This window comes from Flavobacterium akiainvivens (genome assembly GCF_001278115.1).
In the GTDB taxonomy this organism is placed as follows: Bacteria; Bacteroidota; Bacteroidia; order Flavobacteriales; family Flavobacteriaceae; genus Flavobacterium; species Flavobacterium akiainvivens.
This window is the reverse complement of sequence record NZ_LIYD01000005.1, coordinates 3,422,461-3,442,984: the sequence shown is the minus strand read 5'-3', so window position 1 is coordinate 3,442,984 and position 20,524 is coordinate 3,422,461. Positions and strand designations below refer to the sequence as shown.

General features: G+C 45.0%; 11 protein-coding genes. 8 read left to right on the top strand and 3 right to left on the bottom strand.

What is annotated here, in order from left to right; genetic code table 11:
- The first annotated feature begins 163 nt into the window (after nt 1-163).
- The 3 genes from AM279_RS15580 to AM279_RS15570 all read left to right on the top strand — a co-directional run bounded on the left by AM279_RS15580 (nt 164) and on the right by AM279_RS15570 (nt 12,039).
- On the top strand, nt 164-4,582 hold the full coding sequence (locus tag AM279_RS15580; RefSeq protein WP_054408951.1) for a T9SS sorting signal type C domain-containing protein: 4,419 nt from the start codon (nt 164-166) through the stop codon (nt 4,580-4,582).
- Between the two features lie 382 nt (nt 4,583-4,964).
- Nucleotides 4,965-8,258, top strand: coding sequence for a T9SS sorting signal type C domain-containing protein (locus AM279_RS15575; protein ID WP_160316458.1), 3,294 nt, complete (start codon nt 4,965-4,967; stop codon nt 8,256-8,258).
- Between the two features lie 535 nt (nt 8,259-8,793).
- Nucleotides 8,794-12,039, top strand: a complete 3,246-nt coding sequence (locus AM279_RS15570; RefSeq protein WP_054408949.1) for a reprolysin-like metallopeptidase — start codon at nt 8,794-8,796, stop codon at nt 12,037-12,039.
- Between the two features lie 38 nt (nt 12,040-12,077).
- On the opposite strand, the gene pth is transcribed toward AM279_RS15570, so the two are convergent.
- The gene (gene pth / locus AM279_RS15565) at nt 12,078-12,701 is read right to left on the bottom strand and encodes an aminoacyl-tRNA hydrolase (RefSeq protein WP_143090362.1); all 624 of its coding nucleotides are present in this window, start codon (nt 12,699-12,701) and stop codon (nt 12,078-12,080) included.
- A 116-nt stretch (nt 12,702-12,817) separates the two neighbouring features.
- Here pth and AM279_RS15560 point away from each other — a divergent pair, with 116 nt between their 5' ends.
- Both AM279_RS15560 and AM279_RS15555 read left to right on the top strand, forming a co-directional pair.
- Nucleotides 12,818-13,795 (top strand): T9SS type A sorting domain-containing protein, encoded by a 978-nt coding sequence (locus AM279_RS15560; RefSeq protein ID WP_054408948.1) that lies wholly within the window; start codon nt 12,818-12,820, stop codon nt 13,793-13,795.
- A gap of 164 nt (nt 13,796-13,959) precedes the next feature.
- Nucleotides 13,960-14,937, top strand: a complete 978-nt coding sequence (locus AM279_RS15555) for a T9SS type A sorting domain-containing protein (protein WP_054408947.1) — start codon at nt 13,960-13,962, stop codon at nt 14,935-14,937.
- Nucleotides 14,938-15,152: 215 nt separating this feature from the next.
- On the opposite strand, the gene AM279_RS15550 is transcribed toward AM279_RS15555, so the two are convergent.
- Both AM279_RS15550 and AM279_RS15545 read right to left on the bottom strand, forming a co-directional pair.
- Entirely contained in the window at nt 15,153-16,454 is a 1,302-nt protein-coding gene (locus AM279_RS15550; protein WP_054408946.1) for an HTTM domain-containing protein, read from the bottom strand.
- On the bottom strand, nt 16,451-17,386 hold the full coding sequence (locus AM279_RS15545) for a bifunctional riboflavin kinase/FAD synthetase (protein WP_054408945.1): 936 nt from the start codon (nt 17,384-17,386) through the stop codon (nt 16,451-16,453). Before AM279_RS15545 ends, AM279_RS15550 begins: the two co-directional genes overlap by 4 nt.
- A gap of 122 nt (nt 17,387-17,508) precedes the next feature.
- On the opposite strand from AM279_RS15545, the gene AM279_RS15540 reads away from it, so the two are divergent.
- The 3 genes from AM279_RS15540 (at nt 17,509) to atpD (ending at nt 20,461) form a co-directional block, all read left to right on the top strand.
- Nucleotides 17,509-17,754 (top strand): hypothetical protein, encoded by a 246-nt coding sequence (locus AM279_RS15540; RefSeq protein WP_054408944.1) that lies wholly within the window; start codon nt 17,509-17,511, stop codon nt 17,752-17,754.
- Between the two features lie 110 nt (nt 17,755-17,864).
- Nucleotides 17,865-18,749 (top strand): hypothetical protein, encoded by an 885-nt coding sequence (locus AM279_RS15535; protein ID WP_054408943.1) that lies wholly within the window; start codon nt 17,865-17,867, stop codon nt 18,747-18,749.
- A 200-nt stretch (nt 18,750-18,949) separates the two neighbouring features.
- Nucleotides 18,950-20,461: a F0F1 ATP synthase subunit beta gene (atpD, locus tag AM279_RS15530; protein WP_054408942.1), complete on the top strand. Its 1,512-nt coding sequence runs from the start codon at nt 18,950-18,952 to the stop codon at nt 20,459-20,461.
- The last annotated feature ends 63 nt before the right edge of the window (nt 20,462-20,524 follow it).

The following is a 20,524-nucleotide window of genomic DNA, read 5'->3' as shown; positions in this document are numbered from 1 at the left end:
AGAATAGACCCGACTAAAACGTTATAGTAATATTTCTTAAAAAAATCTTAAAATTTTAATTGAAAATATTTTTTTGTTAACAGATTTTTGTAATACATTTGCCCCCGCAACCAAAAAATAGTTAAGCCCCCCTTAACTACCTAAAATTTAAATAATTACTAAGATGAAAAAAGCATTATTTCTAATTTTGCTACTGCCTTTTATTGGCCTGTCGCAAAATGCTTCTTACAACGCTAACGAGCTGCTTGTGAGATGGGAAGGTTCAAGAATCGACTGGGCTCTTCCTTCAACTGACCCCATGTATTATTACAACAACACCAGTGGTACAATAAGTGCCCCTTCTGCTTCTTTTACTGCTGCAAACATTAGCGGTAACGGAATTAACTTTAACACCAGTAACATATACAATGGTTATTTTGGCAGTAACTGGCCAACTAATTCATCTCCTAACAATACTTTTGATTATGGTAAGTATTATGAAGTAAAGCTAACGGCTGCTGCAAACAAACAGGTAGAGCTTAAAAACTTCCGCTTTAAGTATGGCAGTAACGTAAATGCTTACACTATTATTTACCAAAAATCTTCAACAGGCACACCTACAGATATTAGTTTTTCAACAAGCGGTACTGTACTAGCCACTAACACTAATGCCGGTTCTGTTTCTAACCAGTACCTTAGCTATGCTTTCCCTTCTGGGTTTAGTGTTTTAGCCGGAGAAACTGTTTATGTAAGGATATATGTTTACCAGGTTAATCAAAATGACAACCAGGTGCTTTTAGTACATAATGGCGCACAGTATTACAATACAAACGGCGGTACCGGAAACTCTGGTTCAACCGGCCCTGCACTTTATGGTACTGTTTCAGCATACAGCCCTGTGCTTCTTGCCACTGATGATGCTGTTAGCACTAACCTTAATACTGCTAAAATAATAAATGTTCTTGCTAACGACGTTCAGGGCTCATCTGTAACATCGGTTACAATTACACAGGCTCCAGAACACGGCACTGCTGTAGTTAATGGCGACAAAACAATTACTTATACACCTGCTACCAATTATACAGGTACAGATACTTTTAAGTATAAAGCAGCTGATGCTACCCAAAACTCTATTGCATCGGTAAATATAACCGTACAGGGTACTACCCCTGCAGGAGCACTTAGCGGTGTTTATTACGTAGGTTCTTATGGCCACTTCGCTACCATTACTGCTGCGGTTAACCACCTTAACCAGTATGGTGTATCTGGCGCTGTAACGTTCCTTCTTTCAAATAACGTAAGCCAAAAAGTATACAACGTAACTAACGGCGAAACGTTCCCTATTACTGTTACTGCTTTTAACAACCCTAACGGCAACTCTGTAACCTTTAAGCCTGCCCCCGGCAAAAATGTTAAGATTGAAGCCCCAAGGCCTTATGTAGCTCAAGGGTCTGGTAATGGCGACTCATGGGCTGTGCCTGCTGTGTTTAAACTATTTGGCGCAAGCAACATAATTATAGACGGCAGCAACACTGCTAACGGTACTACAAGGAACCTACAGATTGTTAACAGCAGCTATGCCGGTAACATTATACACGGCAGCAACTCTAACGACTACACTGACAGGGGTGTTATATGGATTGCCCCTAACGGTGCCACACAAAGCAACATTACAGTTAAGTATACTGTTATAAAGCAGCTTTACAAAAACCTTTCAGACAACTTCTGTATGGGTATCTTTGCAGGAAGCAACTATACATTTGACAGCAACGAGATTTCTCATGACCCTGCAAATGCACTTATAAGCAACATAAACATTGCTAACAACGACTTTGTAAACGTTAAAGAAGCCATCTTTATAAACGGTAAAGCCGATAACGCTGCCCAAACCGTAAAAATATATGATAACGACCTGGGTTCTGAAACCAACAGCGAATCAGTTATCCTTCCGGTAAGCCTTAACAACGTAAACGGTTTTGATGTATACCAAAACTACATCTACAAACTGTACAGGGATACTAATGCTGCGAGCCTGCCTACAGGTGGTATAAACATTACAGGTAACTCACGCAACGGTAACATCTATAAAAACGACATTAAAGACCTTAAGAGGATTACTGAAAACGACCAGATATTTGCAGGTATAGTTCTTGCTTCTACTTACACAGGTGGCGAAATGAACATTAAAGTGTACAATAACTTTGTACTTGATGTACAGGCCAAAGGTAACGGCGGCGGCTACAGCAACGGTTATGGTATAGTAGTAGACAAAGGTTTTGGCTACAAAATTTACCACAACACTGTAGTACTTACACCAGCAAGTAACCAGCCAAACGGTGGCTATTCGGCAGCGTTTTATGTAAACGAAAACGTAACCGGCCTTGACGTAAGGAACAACATATTTGTAAACACACAATCGCAGTCTACTACAAGGAGGACAGCCATATCGGTTAAAAACACTTCTGCTAATATAAACAGCGTGTTTACCCACCTTGACTATAACAACTATTACAGCTCAGACAGGCTTGCTTACATAGGTGTAAACAACAACGTAAACATTACATGGCCGGGCGAACCGGGTAACGAAAACCCTGGCTACCTTTGGACACTTGACGGATGGAAATCTGCAATAGGCAGCACTGCAAACAACAAAGATGTACACACGCTAAACGTTAACCCGTCTTTTGTATCTGCAACTAACCTGCACATTAATGCATACTCTGCCGCTAACAACGGTATTGTTGACGCCGGTACAAACGCTATATACAGCATAGTACCTAAAGATATAGACGGACAAAAAAGGAAAGCTACAACTCCTGATATGGGTGCAGATGAATTTGGCCCGGTAGCTATGCCTACAGCCGGAGACCCTACAGGTATTTACTGCGACAGCGCTACTACCTGGAACGGTACAAGCTGGAGCCACGGTGAACCAACACTTGGAAAAGACGTTATCTTTAACGGTACTTTCGAAAAAGTAGGCGGTACTTTTAATGCCTGTTCAATATATGTACTTGATGGTGCTAATGTAACCTTTAGGGGTAACGCAATAGTAACGGTTAACCACGCTATAAACATAGCTACAACCGGTAACCTTACAATAGAGCACGGTACTAACCTTATACAGCTTGAAGACGAGCAAAACACCGGTATTGCAAAAGTAAAACGCAAAACCGGCCTGCTAAAAAGGCTTGACTATACACTATGGAGCGCCCCTGTAACGGATTACCGCGAAGGCACTGCCGACTACCAGTCGCTGCTTGAGTTCTCTCCGCTAACATCTACAAGCCCAAGCCGTTTCTACTTTTATGATACAGCTGCAGATGTGTATACTGCTTACACTTCGCCACAAACTGAAAAATTTGTAACCGGTAAGTCTGCCCTTATCCGTATGCCTAACAGCTTGCCAAACATTTCAGGCTACAACGAAGGTACTGCACGCACACAATATGAGCACACTTTTGAAGGTACACTTAACAACGGTACTATAAGGGTGCCGCTAAGCAACGCAGGTAATGCATACAACGGCGTGGGTAACCCTTACCCTTCTCCAATAAACATTACTGCATTCCTTGTAGAAAACGCTCTTAACAGGGAAGCGATAGACGGTACAATATGGCTGTGGAGGAAAACCAATAACGCTGCTGTAATAAGCTATGCTACCTGTACAATAACCGGTTATGTAGCCAACACTGCAACACTTAATGCTGATGGTACCGGTGGTAACACTAACGCCGGAAACACTATAGCTACAGACCCTTGGCAAGCTGCTGAAGGTGGTATACTAAACGTAGGTCAAGGTTTTGTAGTACACGCTACCGGTGCAAACAAAGAGCTTGTATTTAAAAACAACCTGCGCCAGAACACCCTTACATCATCGTTCTTCAGGACACAAAACGATGGTACACCGGAAGTTGCACAAAACGGTAAAGTATGGCTTAATGTACAAGGTGGCGACAACTTTGCCCAGATTCTTGTAGCTTATGAGCCGGTAACTACCCTTGGTTATGACAAAGCTTATGACGGTGAGGCACTAACAGGCGGTAACCTGAATATGTACTCTCTAATGACTGAACAGGACACTGTAAAACAACTTGCCATACAGTCAAGAGGTAACTTTGAAGATACAGATACAGTAGCACTTGGCTTTAACGCCGCTGCTGCCGGAACATACGAAATTGAAATAGACCGTGCACAGGGTGTGTTTGCTCAAGGCCAGAAAGTATATCTTAAAGATAACCAACTGGGCATAACCCACAACCTGAACAATGGCAGCTATGAGTTTACAAGCGGTGCAGGTACTTTTAACGACCGTTTTGTAGTAGTGTATGTATCTCAGGATGAACTTGGTACTACAACTCCGGTAGTTGATGCTAAAGATGTAATAGTATACCGCGATGCACAACAGGTTAAAGTTACTGCTACCGAAAACATAAGCGCTGTAACCGTTTATGATATGCTTGGCAGGACACTGTTTACGCAAAACAATATAGACAACACTGAGTTTGCAAGCGCTAACCTTGCCGTTGCCCAACAAGTGGTTATTGTAAATGTAACCCTTAGCAACAACCAGGTTGTATCTAAAAAGATTATGATGAACTAATCATAATAGTTTAGTAATTTTTTAGTTGGATGTAGGCCCCCCGAGGCTTTTGTTAAAGGGGGTCTTTTTTAAAACAGGATTACAAAACTATACACAAGTTAAATTTGATGTCCCCCCACATGAGAAAAGAAATTATAATGTTTTACATTATAATGTTTTAGTAATTTTTTAGTTGGATGTAGGAACCCCCACCGTTAAAAGTGGGGGTTTTTTATTAACAGTATTTGTTAATTTTTTCTTAAAATTTATTAACGTTTTACTCCATTAGTTATTTAGACTTTAACTAATCTTCCTTTTATGTGAATTATTGATAATAATGCTACTCAAACACCTTAAAACGCTTATTATCAATATATTTGCAATACCCAAAAATATCTTTGATATGAATAATTTTACTTTCAACCCCCTAAGTAAAAGAAGTAGTATTATAACTACCGTTTTTACAGCTGCCCTTCTGTTTTTTAACAGTTCGGCACAGGCACAATGCCCGGATAACCCGGCAGGAGACCAAACCACTTATGGCCAGGACGAATGGATAGGCTATGTTTATTCCGGCTACGAAACCGGCAACCCACCCGCAAGCCCGTTTACCGGAACCTACCGTGGCTTTGTTACAGAAGCTGCCACGTTTGACCACGACTATGGCGGAAATGCAATGGAAGGCGATAACATTTGCGGCTACTATTTTGATGATTTTGCCGTGCGCTACAAAATGCAGAAAACGTATGCTCCGGGATACTACAGGTTTACTGTAGGCGGAGACGATGGTGTAAGGCTAAGCCTTGATGGCGGCAATACTTTTGTTACCCCGGCAGACTCGTGGACCAACCACGGCTATGTTGCGTATAACTATGATATTACAATTGAGGAAGAAACAACCCTTAACATTATTGTAGAATTTTATGAGGCCGGCGGCGGTGCCCGCGTTAGCTTTAACAGCAGCCTGCTTACCTGCAATGCCACAGCCCCTACAGAGGTTACCGGCAATGTGATTTACAGCTGCAACGGCTACACCACACTTTATGCACAGGGCGGTACAGAAAACGGCGCCACTTACCAGTGGGGCTATGGCAGCGTTGTAGGCACAAACCCTGCAAGCGGTTTTAACACCCCTACCTGGAGCAACGTTACCCAACCGGGCACATACTGGGTAAGGCGCGTGCTGGCAAGCCCCTGCAACGGACATACCGACGGTATTGTGTTTAACGTTACCACAAGTGCAAACACACCAGGAAACCCGGCTGAGTATGGCGATAACCAGTGGAACGTGTATACATCGCACATAAATACCAACACTAACCCGCACACCTACACTTATAAAGGATATTATACTGATAGCGCCCTGACTGTTAATTCAGAAAATATGTGGGCCAGCGGTGCAAGCCCCTCGGCTGCTGCCACCTGGACAGGCTGCGCGGTAGAAAACGACTATTTTGGGTTTGTGTACAAGCGTAAGGGCTTTACCTGCGGCGAATACAACCTGACGCTTCAAAAATGGGACGACCATATTAAAATTTACATAGACGGCACACAGGTTAACTTTGCCAACTACACATTAGGCAATGGCGGTGCCATTAACCCTAACGGCTGGGAACCCGGCCCGGCTAACGCTAACCTGGGCAACTATCACTTTGGTGCAGATACTACAATAGAAATTGTTATAGACGAGTATCAGGGTGGCGCTAACGTGAAGTTAGACATTACCCCGGTTTACCAACAACCTACGTCTATTACATCATCTAACACCGGCGCTGTATGCCCGGGTACTGATGTTACCCTTACCGCTGTGGGCGGTATGCTTAAGGCAGGCCAAACCTACCAGTGGGGAACCGGCACTACAGGCCAGAACATAATTAGCGGCGCTACAGATGTTACGGCAACCGTTGCGGCACAGGCAGGCACAACCTACTGGGTCAGGATAGTGCCAAACGAGTGCGACGGCACGGGCGAAGGCGCTGCTACAACTATTAGCGTGCTAAACAGCTGGGCAGGCGCTGTAGACAGCAACTGGCATAATGGTGCCAACTGGTGTGGCGGTGTGCCTACCATAGACCAGGACGTGGTTATTGATACTACCATGCACAACCCTGAAGTAACCCTTGCCACAGCTGCTGCAAAAAGCATTACCATTACAACAGGCGCTTCGGTAACGGTTAAAACCGGCGGTACGCTAACGGTGCAAAATGCCGTGGTTACTAACGGTGCACTTACCATAGAAAACAACGCTGCCCTTGTGCAGGTAAATAATGTGGCCAATACCGGTGCTGCTAGCGTATGGCGCAACAGCAACGAGCTGTACAGGCTTGACTATACACTGTGGGGCTCTCCGGTGCAAAACCAGGTGCTGTTTGACTTTAGCCCCGAAACTGCCATTGGCCGTTTTTATACCTACGGGCTTAACAGCAACGGCGACGAAAACTACCTTCAGGTGGCCGACCCTACTACTACTGAGTTTGCTAACGGCACGGGCTACCTTATCCGTATGCCAAACGACCTTCCGGCTATACCGGGCTACAATGGCGGTACAACCAAAATACCGTTTTACGGCAACTTTAACGGCGTACCAAACAACGGAGACATAACGGTACCTGCCGGAAACCTTGTAAATCATTACATTGCCGTGGCAAACCCTTATGCATCGCCTATAAGCGTAACGGAGTTCTTTAACCAGAACAGCAGTGTGCTTGAAGCCGGTGAGGGTATTTATTTCTGGAGGAAACGCAACAATGCACTTGAAACCAGCTACGCACACCTTACCATGGCCGGCTTTACTGCCAATGAGGCCGATGGTGGCGATATGGATGGCGATAACGGCGACTTTTACTATGCTGCCGCAGAAGAGGGCGAGTTTAACGCCAACTGGATTATATCTCCGGGGCAGGGCTTTATTGTAAAGCTACGTAATGACATTACCGCTGCACACCAGGTTACATTCAGCAACAGCATGAGGGAAGGCGCTCCGGTTGCTAACGGCCAGCCGTTCTTCAGGACACAAAATACAAACAACGCCCCTGCCGTATCAAGGTGGTGGATAAACCTTAACGGGGCTTCGGCATTTAGCCAGGCACTGGTTAGCTACATGCCACAGGGCACAGCCGGCCTTGACTATGGTTATGATGCACGTTCTTTTGCCGATGGTACTGCTGCACTTTACAGCAAGGCAGGCCAGGACAACCTTGCCATACAGGCCAGGCCGCAGTTTGAGGTGACTGATGTGGTGCCTTTGGGCTTTAACGCTACCGTTGCCGGCGAATATACCCTGAGCCTTGACCGTGTAGACGGGCTGTTTGCACAAGGGCAGGCCATTTTTGTAAAAGACAACCTTACCGGTACAACGTACAACCTTCAGGAGGGTGCTTACACCTTTACTACAGGTGCCGGTGCTTTTGACACAAGGTTTGAAGTATATTATGAAACAGATGCGCTGGGCATCGATCAGCCGGAACTTGCCAATATGGTACTGATATACCAGCAAAACGGCGCTATAAACATTACATCGGGTGCGGTAGAGATGACCGCCGTTACCCTGTATGACATCCGCGGCAGGAAGCTGTATGAGCAAAACGGCATTAACGCCACTACTGCTACTGTAAGCAACCTTAACGCAGGCAACCAAGTAATTATAGTCGAAATTGAAACTGTAAAGGGCAAAGTGACTAAGAAGATAGTTTATTAATTTTTGTCCCCCACAAATACAATCAACTGAACCCCCGGCCAGCCCGGGGGTTTTCTTTTACCCCGCCCCGAGATCATTTTTCACGATATATCGTGAATTTTTTCTGTTGCCTGTCATCAAATAAAGCACCTGAAAAGTGTAAAGGAGCTAAACCACCCCCTGAAAAAAAATTCACGATATATCGTGAATTTTGCGCTTAACACCTCCCCCAGGTATATCCGACAGGTAAAAAATGTGCTCCGGTCTGGTTAAAAATGACCTCCATTTTTGGTCTGCAGCATCACTTTTACGGCGCACTCAAAAACAAGGTAAAACCGGTGCATTTTACCCCTCAAAACTGATGGTTTTAAAACCCAATCTCAACATCCAAAAGTGAAAAATTAAGCACTTTTTACCCCTTTTTGCGCACTTTTTATTTTTTAACGATTTATTATTTTATGCCTAATCAATTTTTGGGAATTAAATCAAAAAGCAAGCCTACGGAACGGCTAAATTGCTATATTCGTGAACTTTAAACTAACTCAAACAAGCATTTATGAAATTACGATTACTTTTTTATGCCGCACTGCTCGCCACGGGCTACTCGCACGCCCAGGCATGGCAAAAAGAGCAGCCCGGCGCCCTGGCCGGTACCCAGCTGCTGGAAAGGGGGTCTACACCACAGGCATTCACCGCCTTTTCACTTGATTTAGAAGCACTTAAACAACAGATAGCCAATGCACCGTTGCGTTCAGCACATACGGTTTCCACAGTAACAGCCTCATTTCCAGATGCAAATGGCAACCTGCAAAACTACCGCATTTACTATGCACCTGTTATGCAGCCGGGGCTTGCTGCCCTGCACCCCGGTATACGCTCATATTCAGGCGTTAACGTTAACAACCCTGCCGAAACCATTAGGTTCAGCATTACGCAATACGGCCTGCACAACATGACGTTTGCCCCGGGTCAGGCATCGTATACCGACCCTTATACTACTGATTACAAGTACTATATAGTCTATAAAAAACAGGATGTTACCACGGCGCGCACGTTTCATTGCGACACACAGGAAAATGCGCACAACAACCACAAGAGCGCTGCCAAAACCCTTGATATACAGAGCACTGACGGTACCATGAGGGTGTATCGCCTGGCTATGGCCTGCACGGTTGAGTATGCTGCCTTCCACATAAACGAGGCAGGGCTTAATGAGGGTACCCTGGCCGAGAAGAAAGAAGCCGTGCTGGCAGCCATGAACGTAACCATGACAAGGGTTAACGGCGTGTATGAGAGGGACTTCGCTATAACCATGCAGCTGATTGACACCAACGAAGACATTATTTTTATAGACTTAGACGAGTTTGACAACAGCAATACCGATAACGCCTTACTTGGTGCAAGCCAGGAAGTTATAGATGCGCACGTGGGGTTTGACAGCTATGATATAGGCCACGTGGTGAGCACCGGCGGTGGTGGCGTGGCACAGCTGTGGTCACCGTGTTCAGGGAGCAAGGCACGCGGCATTACCGGGCTTGGCTCACCGGTGGGCGACCCGTTTGACATTGACTATGTAGCCCACGAAATGGGACACCAATTTGGTGGAAATCACAGCTTTAACAACGAGTGCGGCGGCAACCGCAACAACGCTACAGCATACGAACCGGGCAGCGGCACCACCATTATGGCCTATGCCGGCGTGTGCGACCCTAACGTTGAGTGGCACAGCGATGCGCAGTTCCATGCACAAAGCATAGCCGAAATGTCCTGGTTTATAGCCAATGGCGGCAATTGCGGCGCCAATACACTAACCGGGAACATACCCCCTGTGGCTGAGGCCGGTAAGAACTATACCATACCAAAAAGCACGGCCTTTATACTGGAGGGCAGCGCTACCGATGCCAATAACGATAACCTGACCTATTGCTGGGAACAGTTTGATAATGAGATATCTGTACAGCCGCCACAGGCAGGTTCTAACGTGGGGCCTAACTTCCGTTCGCTGCCCATAAAAGAGAGCCCGCAGCGCTTTATGCCTGATATTGAAGACGTTCTGGCAAACAACCTCTACCCTACCTGGGAGGTAATTAGTGATGTGGCACGCAGTTTTACCTTTGCTTTTACCGTTAGGGATAACAATATACTTGGCGGACAGACCGTTACCGACTATATGGAGGTTCATGTATCGGGTACAGCAGGGCCGTTTTTGGTTACATCACCCAATACCAATGTAAGCTGGCAGGCAGGCACCAACCAAAATGTAACCTGGGATGTGGCCGGAACAACCGCCAATGGCGTTTATACTCCGTATGTTGACATATTTTTATCTGTAGACGGCGGTTATACCTACCCTACCATCCTGGCAGCAAAAGTACCTAACGACGGCAGCGAGGTGGTTACCATACCTAATGTTACCGGTGGCAATAAGCGAATTATGGTTAAAGGCTACAAAAACCTGTTCTATGACCTTGGCGATACTAATTTTAGCATTACAGCGCCCGCAACTACTATGGCCATTGCCGTAACCGGCGACCAGAATATATCGGCCTGTAAGGGTAACGATGTGGTTTACAGCCTGCAATACAACGCTTATGCGGGTTTTAGCGGCACTACAACCTATGCCATTACAGGCAACCCAATGGGCTCTACCGTAACGTTTACGCCAAACAGCACATCGGCTAATGGCATTGTAAATGTGACGGTTAGCAATACAGATGGCGCTGCTGTGGGCTTCTACAGCATGACGGTAACCGCCACATCGGGCTCTGAAACCAAAATAGTACACATTTACCTTGACCTGTTTGATACCGGCTTTGGCCCGGTAGTGCCTGTAAGCCCGGCAGATGGCGCTACAGCCGTAGATAACAACGTTACACTTGAGTGGCAAACTGTGGCAAATGCATCGGCTTATGTAGTGCAGATAGCTACAGATGAATCATTTACAGAAATTATATCTGAAACAAACCTTGACAGCGAATCATATACCGCGCTTCTTGAAGAAAGTACTGAATACTTCTGGAGGCTAGCCCCGGCAAATGAAGGCTGTGCCGGAGATTATAGCGAAACCTTTAGTTTTGTTACCGGATACAGCCTTTGCCAGGATGTTACTTCTGCCGATGTGCCGGTGGTTATTTCTGATAGTGAAGCGGTTACTGTTACATCATCGCTTTTAATAGAAGATAACACCCCTATACAGTCGTTAACTGTGAGTATGTATATTACCCACACCTGGGTAGGCGACCTTACCGCTACGCTTATAAGCCCAATGGGTACTGAGGTACAACTGTTTAGCCAGGATTGTGGGGACAGGCACGATGTAAACGCTACCTTTAGCGATGCCGGCGAAACATCAGCCTGTGATGATGCGCCAAATGCCACGCTTAACGGCCTGATACTGCCTGATGAAGCGCTTTCTGCCTTTGCAGGCGAATCTCCGGAAGGCGAATGGACACTACAGGTTTTTGATGAATTTGGGGCAGATGGCGGCACACTAAACAGCTGGAGCCTAAATATTTGCACCCTACAGGAATTCCTAAATGTACAGGAAAATGCCTTTGCAGGTTTTGCACTATACCCTAACCCTAATATGGGAGTATTTACTGTACGTTTTAACGCATCAGGCAATGATAATGTGCAGGTTAACGTGTTTGATATGCGTGGTCGCAAAATAGCCGGTAAAAACTATGGCAATACCGGTGGGGTATTTGAACAGCAAATAGCCTTTGAAGCACAACAGGGCGTATATCTTGTCCAAGTGCAGGAAGGCGCGCGAAGTATTACCAAAAAGATTGTAATACAATAAGTTATACAAGCAGAAGGGCAGCCAAATGGCTGCCCTCTTTATTTTCCGTTAAACGTGCTCATGGCATTGGCTATGCCGCCCAGGGCAAATTCCTTTATGGCATCGACTGATTTATCGAGCCTTTCGCCCAGTTTGGCTTTCTCATTTTCATCCCATTCGCCCAGCACATAGTTTACCTGCTGGCCTTTTTTAAACTCATCGCTTATACCAAACCTAAAGCGCGGGTAATCAGCCGAATTCAACGTTTGCTGTATGCTCTTAAGCCCGTTGTGGCCGCCATCGCTGCCCTTGCCCTTAAGGCGTATCGTCCCGAAAGGGATATTAAGGTCATCTGTAACCACAAGCAGGTTCTCAACCGGTATATTTTCTTTGTCAAGCCAGTATTTAATGGCCTTTCCACTAAGGTTCATATAAGTATTGGGCTTTAGCAGAAACAGGGTGCGGCCTTTAAGCTTATACTCTGCAACGGCGCCCAGCTTGGCGGTTTCAAAGCTTATGCTTTCCTGCTGTGCCAGCCTGTCGAGCACTTTAAAGCCTATGTTGTGGCGTGTATTTACATATTCGGCACCGGGGTTGCCCAGCCCGGCAATAAGGTATTTTTTCATGGGGTCTACAGGTTCTTTTACTTCTTTGGGTGCAAAAAGGTTTGTCAGCCATTTCATGGCGCAAAGATACTACTATTAAACTATTGGTTTTAGCCAATTATTCAGTTAAAATTTTAACAGTATTGGCATAGGTTTTGATATTTAACATGTAACTTTTTATTAAAAATCAATCTATGAAGAAAATTACATTGCTCCTCGCCATGGCGCTGGGCACATTTGCTGCTAATGCCCAAAACGACTACACTTTTACCGTACAAACCGGCCAGACTTACACTAACCTTGAAGGTGCTACCTCTATAAACAATGGAGACGTGTGGGACTATGATTATTTTGGCGAATTTACGATGCCGTTTAGTTTTGGTATTGCCGGCCAGGCAGTTGACCGTTTTTATTTTGACGACGATTATTTTGGCCTGCTTGCGCCGGGCGCAACTGCCGATGAAGAAGAAGGCGTGTTTCTGTTTGTGGTGAACAACCTGTTTGTACAGGATATTGCCTATGACAGCGGCAATTCTAACTCGCCGTTAAGCTACAAGGTTGAAGGGACAACCGGTAACCGTATACTGAAACTTGAAATGAAAAATGCCGGCCTTGAGGATATTGAGCTAAGCGTTGCTACAAATGGGCTGTACCTTAATTTTCAGGTATGGCTGTATGAAAGCGATAAAAGTATTGAAATACACTATGGCGACAGTAATGTAACAACTGCGTATATAAACGCTTTTATTAATGAAGGAGAGCAGGTCTTTACAACGGCTATTGCCGGTATAGAAAACGTTTACCTTTTAACCGGAAACAGCGCAAACCCTACCTATGGGGAATATACAGAGAACACTTTGCCGGCCAGCCCTAACCTTAGCGGCTATCCTGCAAGCGGCACTGTATACAGGTTTGCACCCGCAGGCACTACCAATGCGCCTGTGTTTGCCAGAAACAACTTTAGCCTGTACCCTAACCCGGCTTCAACCGTGGTTAATATAAGGGCTAACGATGTTGCCGAAGGCCAATATGCCGTTTACAATATGCTGGGCGCAGTAGTAGCCCAAGGTAGCCTTACGGGTACTGATACTGCCATTAACACTGCAAGCCTACAGGAAGGTGTGTATGTTATAAAGGTTGACAACCAAAACCTTAAGTTTATTAAAAAATAATTACGCCATTACACTATTATATGCCGAAGCCATCTGAAAAGGTGGCTTTTTTGTAGTGTAAAACATCATTATTAAACTATTAAGCATAACCATCCCTGTTAAAAATTAACTATATTGGCAAACGATTCACTATTATACACACAATTTATTATTTAAATCAATCTATGAAGAAAATTACGCTTTTCCTCGCTATGGCACTGGGCAGCCTTAGTATGAATGCCCAAAATGACTACATATTTAGTGCACTAAACGGACAAACTTACACTGAACTCACCGGAGACACCTCCATTAACAACGGCCAAACATGGGATTGGGACTATTTTGGCGAATTTACCATCCCTTTTACCTTTACCATAGCCGGGCAGCCGGTAGACCGTTTTGCATTTGATGACGATTATTTCCTGTTTCTGGAGCCGGGCGCCGACCCTGACATAGATGAGGGATTATTTGCCATTATCCCAACAAACATTTATTTACAGGACAGGACATATAACACCGGCACATCGAGCTCGCCGCTGAGCTACAAGGTAGAAGGCGAAGCCCCTAACCGCATACTGAAAATACAGGCCAAAAACGTGGGTGCTGAAAACGCTGCCGACATTGGCTTTACTGCCGACCAGTTTTATATGAATTTCCAGATATGGCTGCATGAGAGCGATAAAGCTATAGAAATGAGATATGGCGCAAATAACATTACCAATGAGTTCCTGGAAGCATTTACCAATGAAATAGACGACAACTTAGTGGCTATATTCAGCCTCAACAAAGCCTATCTTGCATATGGATCGCCTGCAAACCCCACTTATGGCGAATATACCGAAGAGAACATGATAGGCGATCCAAGCATGTATGGTTACCCTGCAAACGGCACTGTGTACAGGTTTGCACCCGCAGGCACTACCAATGCTCCTGTGTTTGCTAAAAACACCTTTAGCCTGTACCCTAACCCGGCATCAACCGTGGTTAATATAAGGGCTAACGATGTTACCGAAGGCCCGTATGCCGTTTACAATATGCTTGGCGCAGTAGTAGCACAAGGCAGCCTTACCGGTATGGATACTGCCATTAACACTGCAAACCTACAGGAAGGTGTGTATGTTATAAAGGTTGACAATCAAAACCTTAAGTTTATTAAAAAGTAATTACGCCATTACACTATTATATGCCGAAGCCATCTGAAAAGGTGGCTCTTTTTGTAATTTTATGTTTATACACAATTCATGCTGAGCGAATCTTACAGAACCGGAGCATTTTAAACACTTAAAAACAGAACTTTAAGAGATTCCTCAACTCCGCAAGCTCCGTTCGGAATGACAAACACCAGAGGTATAGCTTAGTGGCTCAGCACCTAAGCCCCTCAATAAAGCAACACCCACTCACTATGCCAAAAATAATCCCACGGCACGGCGGCTAAGTCTACATTGCTGTCAATAAGGTCTTTATAGGGCGCGCCGTTAATAGAAACGCGGGTGTGGGCATATACGGCAACATCTTTACCCTCTTTGGCAAAATGCTGCTTAATGCGCTGTGCGGTTTGCCAAATCATATCGGGGCGGGTACCCATACCGGCGCGCTGCTTAGGGGTAAGCTCGGTAAAAATGTTGTAAAATACCTGTTGCTTTGTAGCCTTGTCAATCACGGTAAAATCAGTATTGCCGTTGCGGGTGCGCAGCATCATGCGCCAGCTCAGGCGGTGGCCTTCTTCTGTCCAAAGTACATCGCCTTTAATAAAATGGTGGCGCAGCGGCAGCAAGAACTGTATAATAAGGAAAGGCACAAAAAACCAATAGAATATGTTTTTAGCCTCGGGTGTATAGCTCAGCACTTCTGCAACCGGCTTTTTCCTGAAAAATATTTTGCGGATGGTATCCGGCGGGTAAAAGAACACCGCAAAGCTCAGCGCAAAAAACGGAAAGATGCCTATTTGCAGCGTTATAGAATTAAAGATATGGAAAATAAGCGATGCCACAAACGCCCAGGTACGCGTACGTTTAAACAGCAGCAGGGGCACCACCAGCATATCAAACGCAATACCGGCATAGGCTATAAACAGGTAAAACCACTCTTGCGTCATAATATTGCGCAGGGTGGGGTTGGTTACCGTACCATAAAACAGGTTTCGGGTAAAGGTGCCGTTTAGCCAGTCCGGATAAAACTTGGCCACCGTGGCATAAAAATATACAATGCTCACCTGGAGTATCATAACCCACGAACACCAAGCAGGCATGGTAAGGCTACGTATTTCAGGGTTTTGCTTCGCATCGATTGATGCATAACGATGTGCCGGTAAAAAGCACATCATGAGGCATATAAGTACCAGCAGGTAGTAGTGGTTGTTGTAGCTGGTTTTTTGCATAAAGTACACCCCGCTCCACATAAGTGTGTAGGCAGCTATGGTAAAGCGGTATTTGTAGCCCACCATAAACAACAGGCCAAAGGTGCCCATAATTATAAAATACCAGTACATACCGCTGCCGGGCAGGGGTTGCAGCCATTCCATACCAATAAACGAAAACGTGAATTTAGGTGTAATAAAATTGCCCTTAACCCATCCGGTAAGTATGGCCCCAAAGCTTTCGCAGGCTACTAAAAACCCCAGGAAAATCCTGAACAGGGCCAGCGGTGCGTTGTCTATGGGTGCAAACAGGCGTTCTTTCATAAACCTGTTTCCTTAAAATATTGTTTAGAAGCCTCCCGATCCAGCTCCAGCTGCTGTTTCAGGGCGTCTACACCGCTAAACTTTTGCTCAAAACGCAGGCGGTGGTGCAGGTTTATGCGCAGCTGTGCGCCATAAATATCCTGGTTAAAATCAAAGAAATGCACCTCTATGGTTTCGGTAGTGCCATCTACAGTAGGGCGTGTACCTATGTTCATCATGCCCAAAACGGTAGTGCCGTTTATTTGTGCACTTGCGGCATACACACCGTGTGCAGGCACCAGCTTGTAGTCTTCGGTAAGCTTAATATTGGCGGTGGGGAAACCTATGGTGCGGCCCAGCTGCTTGCCGGTTGTTACCTGCCCGGTTATAAAATACGGGTAGCCCAGGTAGCGGTTGGCCTTGCTTATAAGCCCCTCGTTAAGCGCATTGCGAATCTTGGTACTGCTTACCGAAACCTCCTCTACCTCAAGGGCAGAGATTTGCTCTACCTCAAAACCGTACTCAGCGCCATAGCGGATAAGGTCGTTTATATCGGCTGTGCGGTTGCGGCCAAAACGGTGGTCGTAACCTATAATGATTTTTTTGGTGTTGAGGCGGCCTACCAGTACATCTTTCACAAACTCTTCTGCCGTAAGGCGGCTAAACTCTTTGCTAAAAGGGTGTATGATAAGGTTATCGATACCGAAAAGCTCCAGCAGGTGGGCTTTTTCGTCCATGGTATTGAGCAGTTTAAGGCCGTCTGCCTGTTGCAGCACCATGCGCGGGTGCGGAAAAAAGGTAAGCACCACGCTCTGGCAGCCTGTTTCTTTACTGCTGTTCTTGAGTTTTTCCAAAATGCTTTTGTGGCCTTTGTGTACGCCGTCAAAAGTGCCCAGGGTTACAATGGTTTGCCTTGGGGTGGAAAACTCCTGTATAGAATTAAAAATTTTCAAACGTCATTGTATATACACGCAAATTTAAATTATTTATAATGAATATGCATAAAGTATTTGTAAATATGAACTTTGGATAATGATTTGCAAATATTTTGTAGCTTTATACCAAACCTCACGACATGAAAAATTTGCTACGTTTCTTAGGCATTATTGTCGCCATAATTGCCCTGATGTATCAGGCCATGCGCTTTGTTTTTGACTTTTTTACCCTTCGCGCACACGATACCCGCAATTATACCTGGCCCATGGCTGTAAGTATAGCCGTAATGGTGGCCACGCTGGCGTTTGGGGTATACTGCTTTTATGGGCTGGTAGCCAAAAAACCAACAACTAATAAAATTGACCATGAAGGCATTGACAGATAATGGTATAGCGGTGGTAAATTTTAATTATTATGAAGATAAAATCAATCCTCATTTTCATTCTCCTTTGTGTTGCCTGTAGCAAACCACAAACCGAATTTGAACAACTTCTCATGAATCCAAATAAAAAGTGGGTTTATGTACAGGATGCAACCTTAAAACACCCTTATAGTGCTACCATGTATATGAAGTTCGATAAAGAAACCTGCGAGAATGTCTTTTTGGAAAGTGGCTATACATGGACTAAAATTGACGGGCCAGAAGAGCCTGATAACTGGAAATATGATGCATCAAAGAACACGCTTGATATGTACGGGCAGTTCTTATTTACAATTACAAAGTTTTCTGCCGACACAATTTACATGGTAAACCAAAAAAACAGGCAAAAAGCTTATTTCATCAATTTTAATGTAAAATCCCAACCTGCCACAGCAATAACCATAGACCCTGAGCCTTTAATCATCAAAGCAACGTACCCGTTTACCTTTAAGAACGCTAATATAAATGATCCCCAAAACTTTATAAGCGTTAACGACGGTATTAATGCCAAAATAAATGAAGTGGTGCGCTCAGGTTGCAACAGCCCTAAATACAACCCCGAACAACACATTGCAGCCTTTCAATTGCGGGACAGCCTTTACACACTATATGTGGTAACTACAAACGGCTGTCCAACCGGGGAACTTTCGGCACAGGTGCTGTTCTACAACAACATTACCAAAACCTTTATAGACAACAGTTATCAATACAAGCTGTTTGCCAATTATGAGTATGCAAACAACCGGTTTAAGCCGTCAGATTTACGCAAGCGCTATAAAATAAACGGGCCTGATATCGAAAAACTGGACTACAACCACGATGGGGTAACCGACTATAAATTTACCCGCCTATGGCATAACGGCACGTTTAACGCCCTAAGCACAACCGTACTCTCGGTAGCAAAAGGGCAAATAGACACTCTTTACAGTAAGGAAGTACCTTATCCCGTTACCGAATAGCGCTGCAGTTCCTGCCATTTCCCCAAAATACACCCCTAACCTTACACCCATCTTCAAACAAAATGCACTAAACCCCTTTTTTACTGTAAAAAACGCAATAGTTTAGTTTGCATAATTCAGATTTAAAAAACTATCTTTGCACTCGGAAAAAACAGGTTTTTCCGCAATCGATAAATAGCTGTTTAATAAATACATAAGCAATGTCTAAAGTAGCAGGAAAAGTTGCACAGATTATCGGGCCGGTGGTAGACGTGGTGTTTGACACCCAAATTGCCGCGCTTCCTAAAATTTATGATTCACTTGAAATCACTAAACATGACGGTTCTAAATTAGTACTTGAAGTACAGTCTCACGTAGGACAGGATACTGTACGTACTATATCTATGGACTCTACTGACGGTCTTAGCCGCGGCCAGGAGGTTACCGCTACAGGTGCACCTATCCAGATGCCGGTAGGCAACGACATCTACGGACGTTTGTTTAATGTTGTGGGTGATGCTATCGACGGCCTTGGCAACCTTCCTAAAGAAGGTGCGGCAGGTCTTCCTATTCACCGTTCAGCACCTCGTTTCGACGAACTATCTACATCTTCTGAAGTACTTTTTACAGGTATCAAAGTAATCGACCTTATTGAGCCTTATGCAAAAGGTGGTAAAATTGGTCTTTTTGGTGGTGCCGGTGTAGGTAAAACAGTACTTATCCAGGAGCTTATTAACAATATTGCAAAAGGCCACGGTGGTCTTTCAGTTTTCGCCGGTGTGGGCGAGCGTACCCGTGAGGGTAACGACCTTATGCGTGAGATGCTTGAATCAGGCATTATCAAGTATGGCGAAGACTTTATGCACTCTATGGAAAACGGCGGTTGGGACCTTAGTAAGGTTGACAAAGCCGGTATGAGGGACAGTAAAGCTACCTTTGTGTTCGGACAGATGAACGAACCACCAGGAGCACGTGCACGTGTTGCGCTTTCGGGCCTTACTATTGCAGAGTACTTCCGTGATGGTGCCGGAGACGGACAGGGTAAAGACGTTCTTTTCTTCGTAGACAACATCTTCCGTTTTACACAGGCGGGTTCAGAGGTATCGGCACTTCTTGGCCGTATGCCATCTGCGGTAGGTTACCAGCCTACGCTTGCAACTGAAATGGGTGTTATGCAGGAGCGTATTACTTCAACTAAAAAAGGTTCAATTACTTCAGTTCAGGCGGTATACGTACCTGCGGATGACTTAACTGACCCTGCGCCTGCTACAACTTTTGCCCACCTTGATGCAACAACGGTACTTAGCCGTAAAATTGCTGAGCTTGGTATTTATCCTGCGGTAGACCCTCTTGACTCTACTTCAAGGATTCTTACCCCGCAAATTCTTGGTGATGAGCACTACAACACAGCACAGCGTGTTAAAGAGATACTTCAAAAATACAAGCAGCTACAGGACATCATTGCCATTCTTGGTATGGAAGAACTTAGCGAAGAAGATAAGCTTGTGGTATTCCGTGCACGCCGCGTGCAGCGTTTCCTTTCTCAGCCGTTCCACGTTGCTGAGCAGTTTACAGGTATACCGGGCGTTCTTGTAGATATTAAAGATACCATCAAAGGCTTTAACATGATTATTGATGGCGAGCTTGACCACCTTCCTGAATCGGCCTTTAACCTTAAAGGTACTATTGAAGACGTAATCGAGGCCGGCCGTAAAATGTTAGCTGAAGCGTAATCAGTTTTACTGTTCAGGGTTCAGTGTTCATGGTTCAGAGTTGGGCCGCCCGAAACACTGAAC

Coding starts and splice junctions, on each gene's coding strand:
- AM279_RS15580 (WP_054408951.1), top strand. CDS start 164: ATGAAAAAAGCATTATTTCTAATTTTGCTACTGCCTTTTATTGGCCTG.
- AM279_RS15575 (WP_160316458.1), top strand. CDS start 4,965: ATGAATAATTTTACTTTCAACCCCCTAAGTAAAAGAAGTAGTATTATA.
- AM279_RS15570 (WP_054408949.1), top strand. CDS start 8,794: ATGAAATTACGATTACTTTTTTATGCCGCACTGCTCGCCACGGGCTAC.
- pth (WP_143090362.1), bottom strand. CDS start 12,701: ATGAAATGGCTGACAAACCTTTTTGCACCCAAAGAAGTAAAAGAACCT.
- AM279_RS15560 (WP_054408948.1), top strand. CDS start 12,818: ATGAAGAAAATTACATTGCTCCTCGCCATGGCGCTGGGCACATTTGCT.
- AM279_RS15555 (WP_054408947.1), top strand. CDS start 13,960: ATGAAGAAAATTACGCTTTTCCTCGCTATGGCACTGGGCAGCCTTAGT.
- AM279_RS15550 (WP_054408946.1), bottom strand. CDS start 16,454: ATGAAAGAACGCCTGTTTGCACCCATAGACAACGCACCGCTGGCCCTG.
- AM279_RS15540 (WP_054408944.1), top strand. CDS start 17,509: ATGAAAAATTTGCTACGTTTCTTAGGCATTATTGTCGCCATAATTGCC.
- AM279_RS15535 (WP_054408943.1), top strand. CDS start 17,865: ATGAATCCAAATAAAAAGTGGGTTTATGTACAGGATGCAACCTTAAAA.
- atpD (WP_054408942.1), top strand. CDS start 18,950: ATGTCTAAAGTAGCAGGAAAAGTTGCACAGATTATCGGGCCGGTGGTA.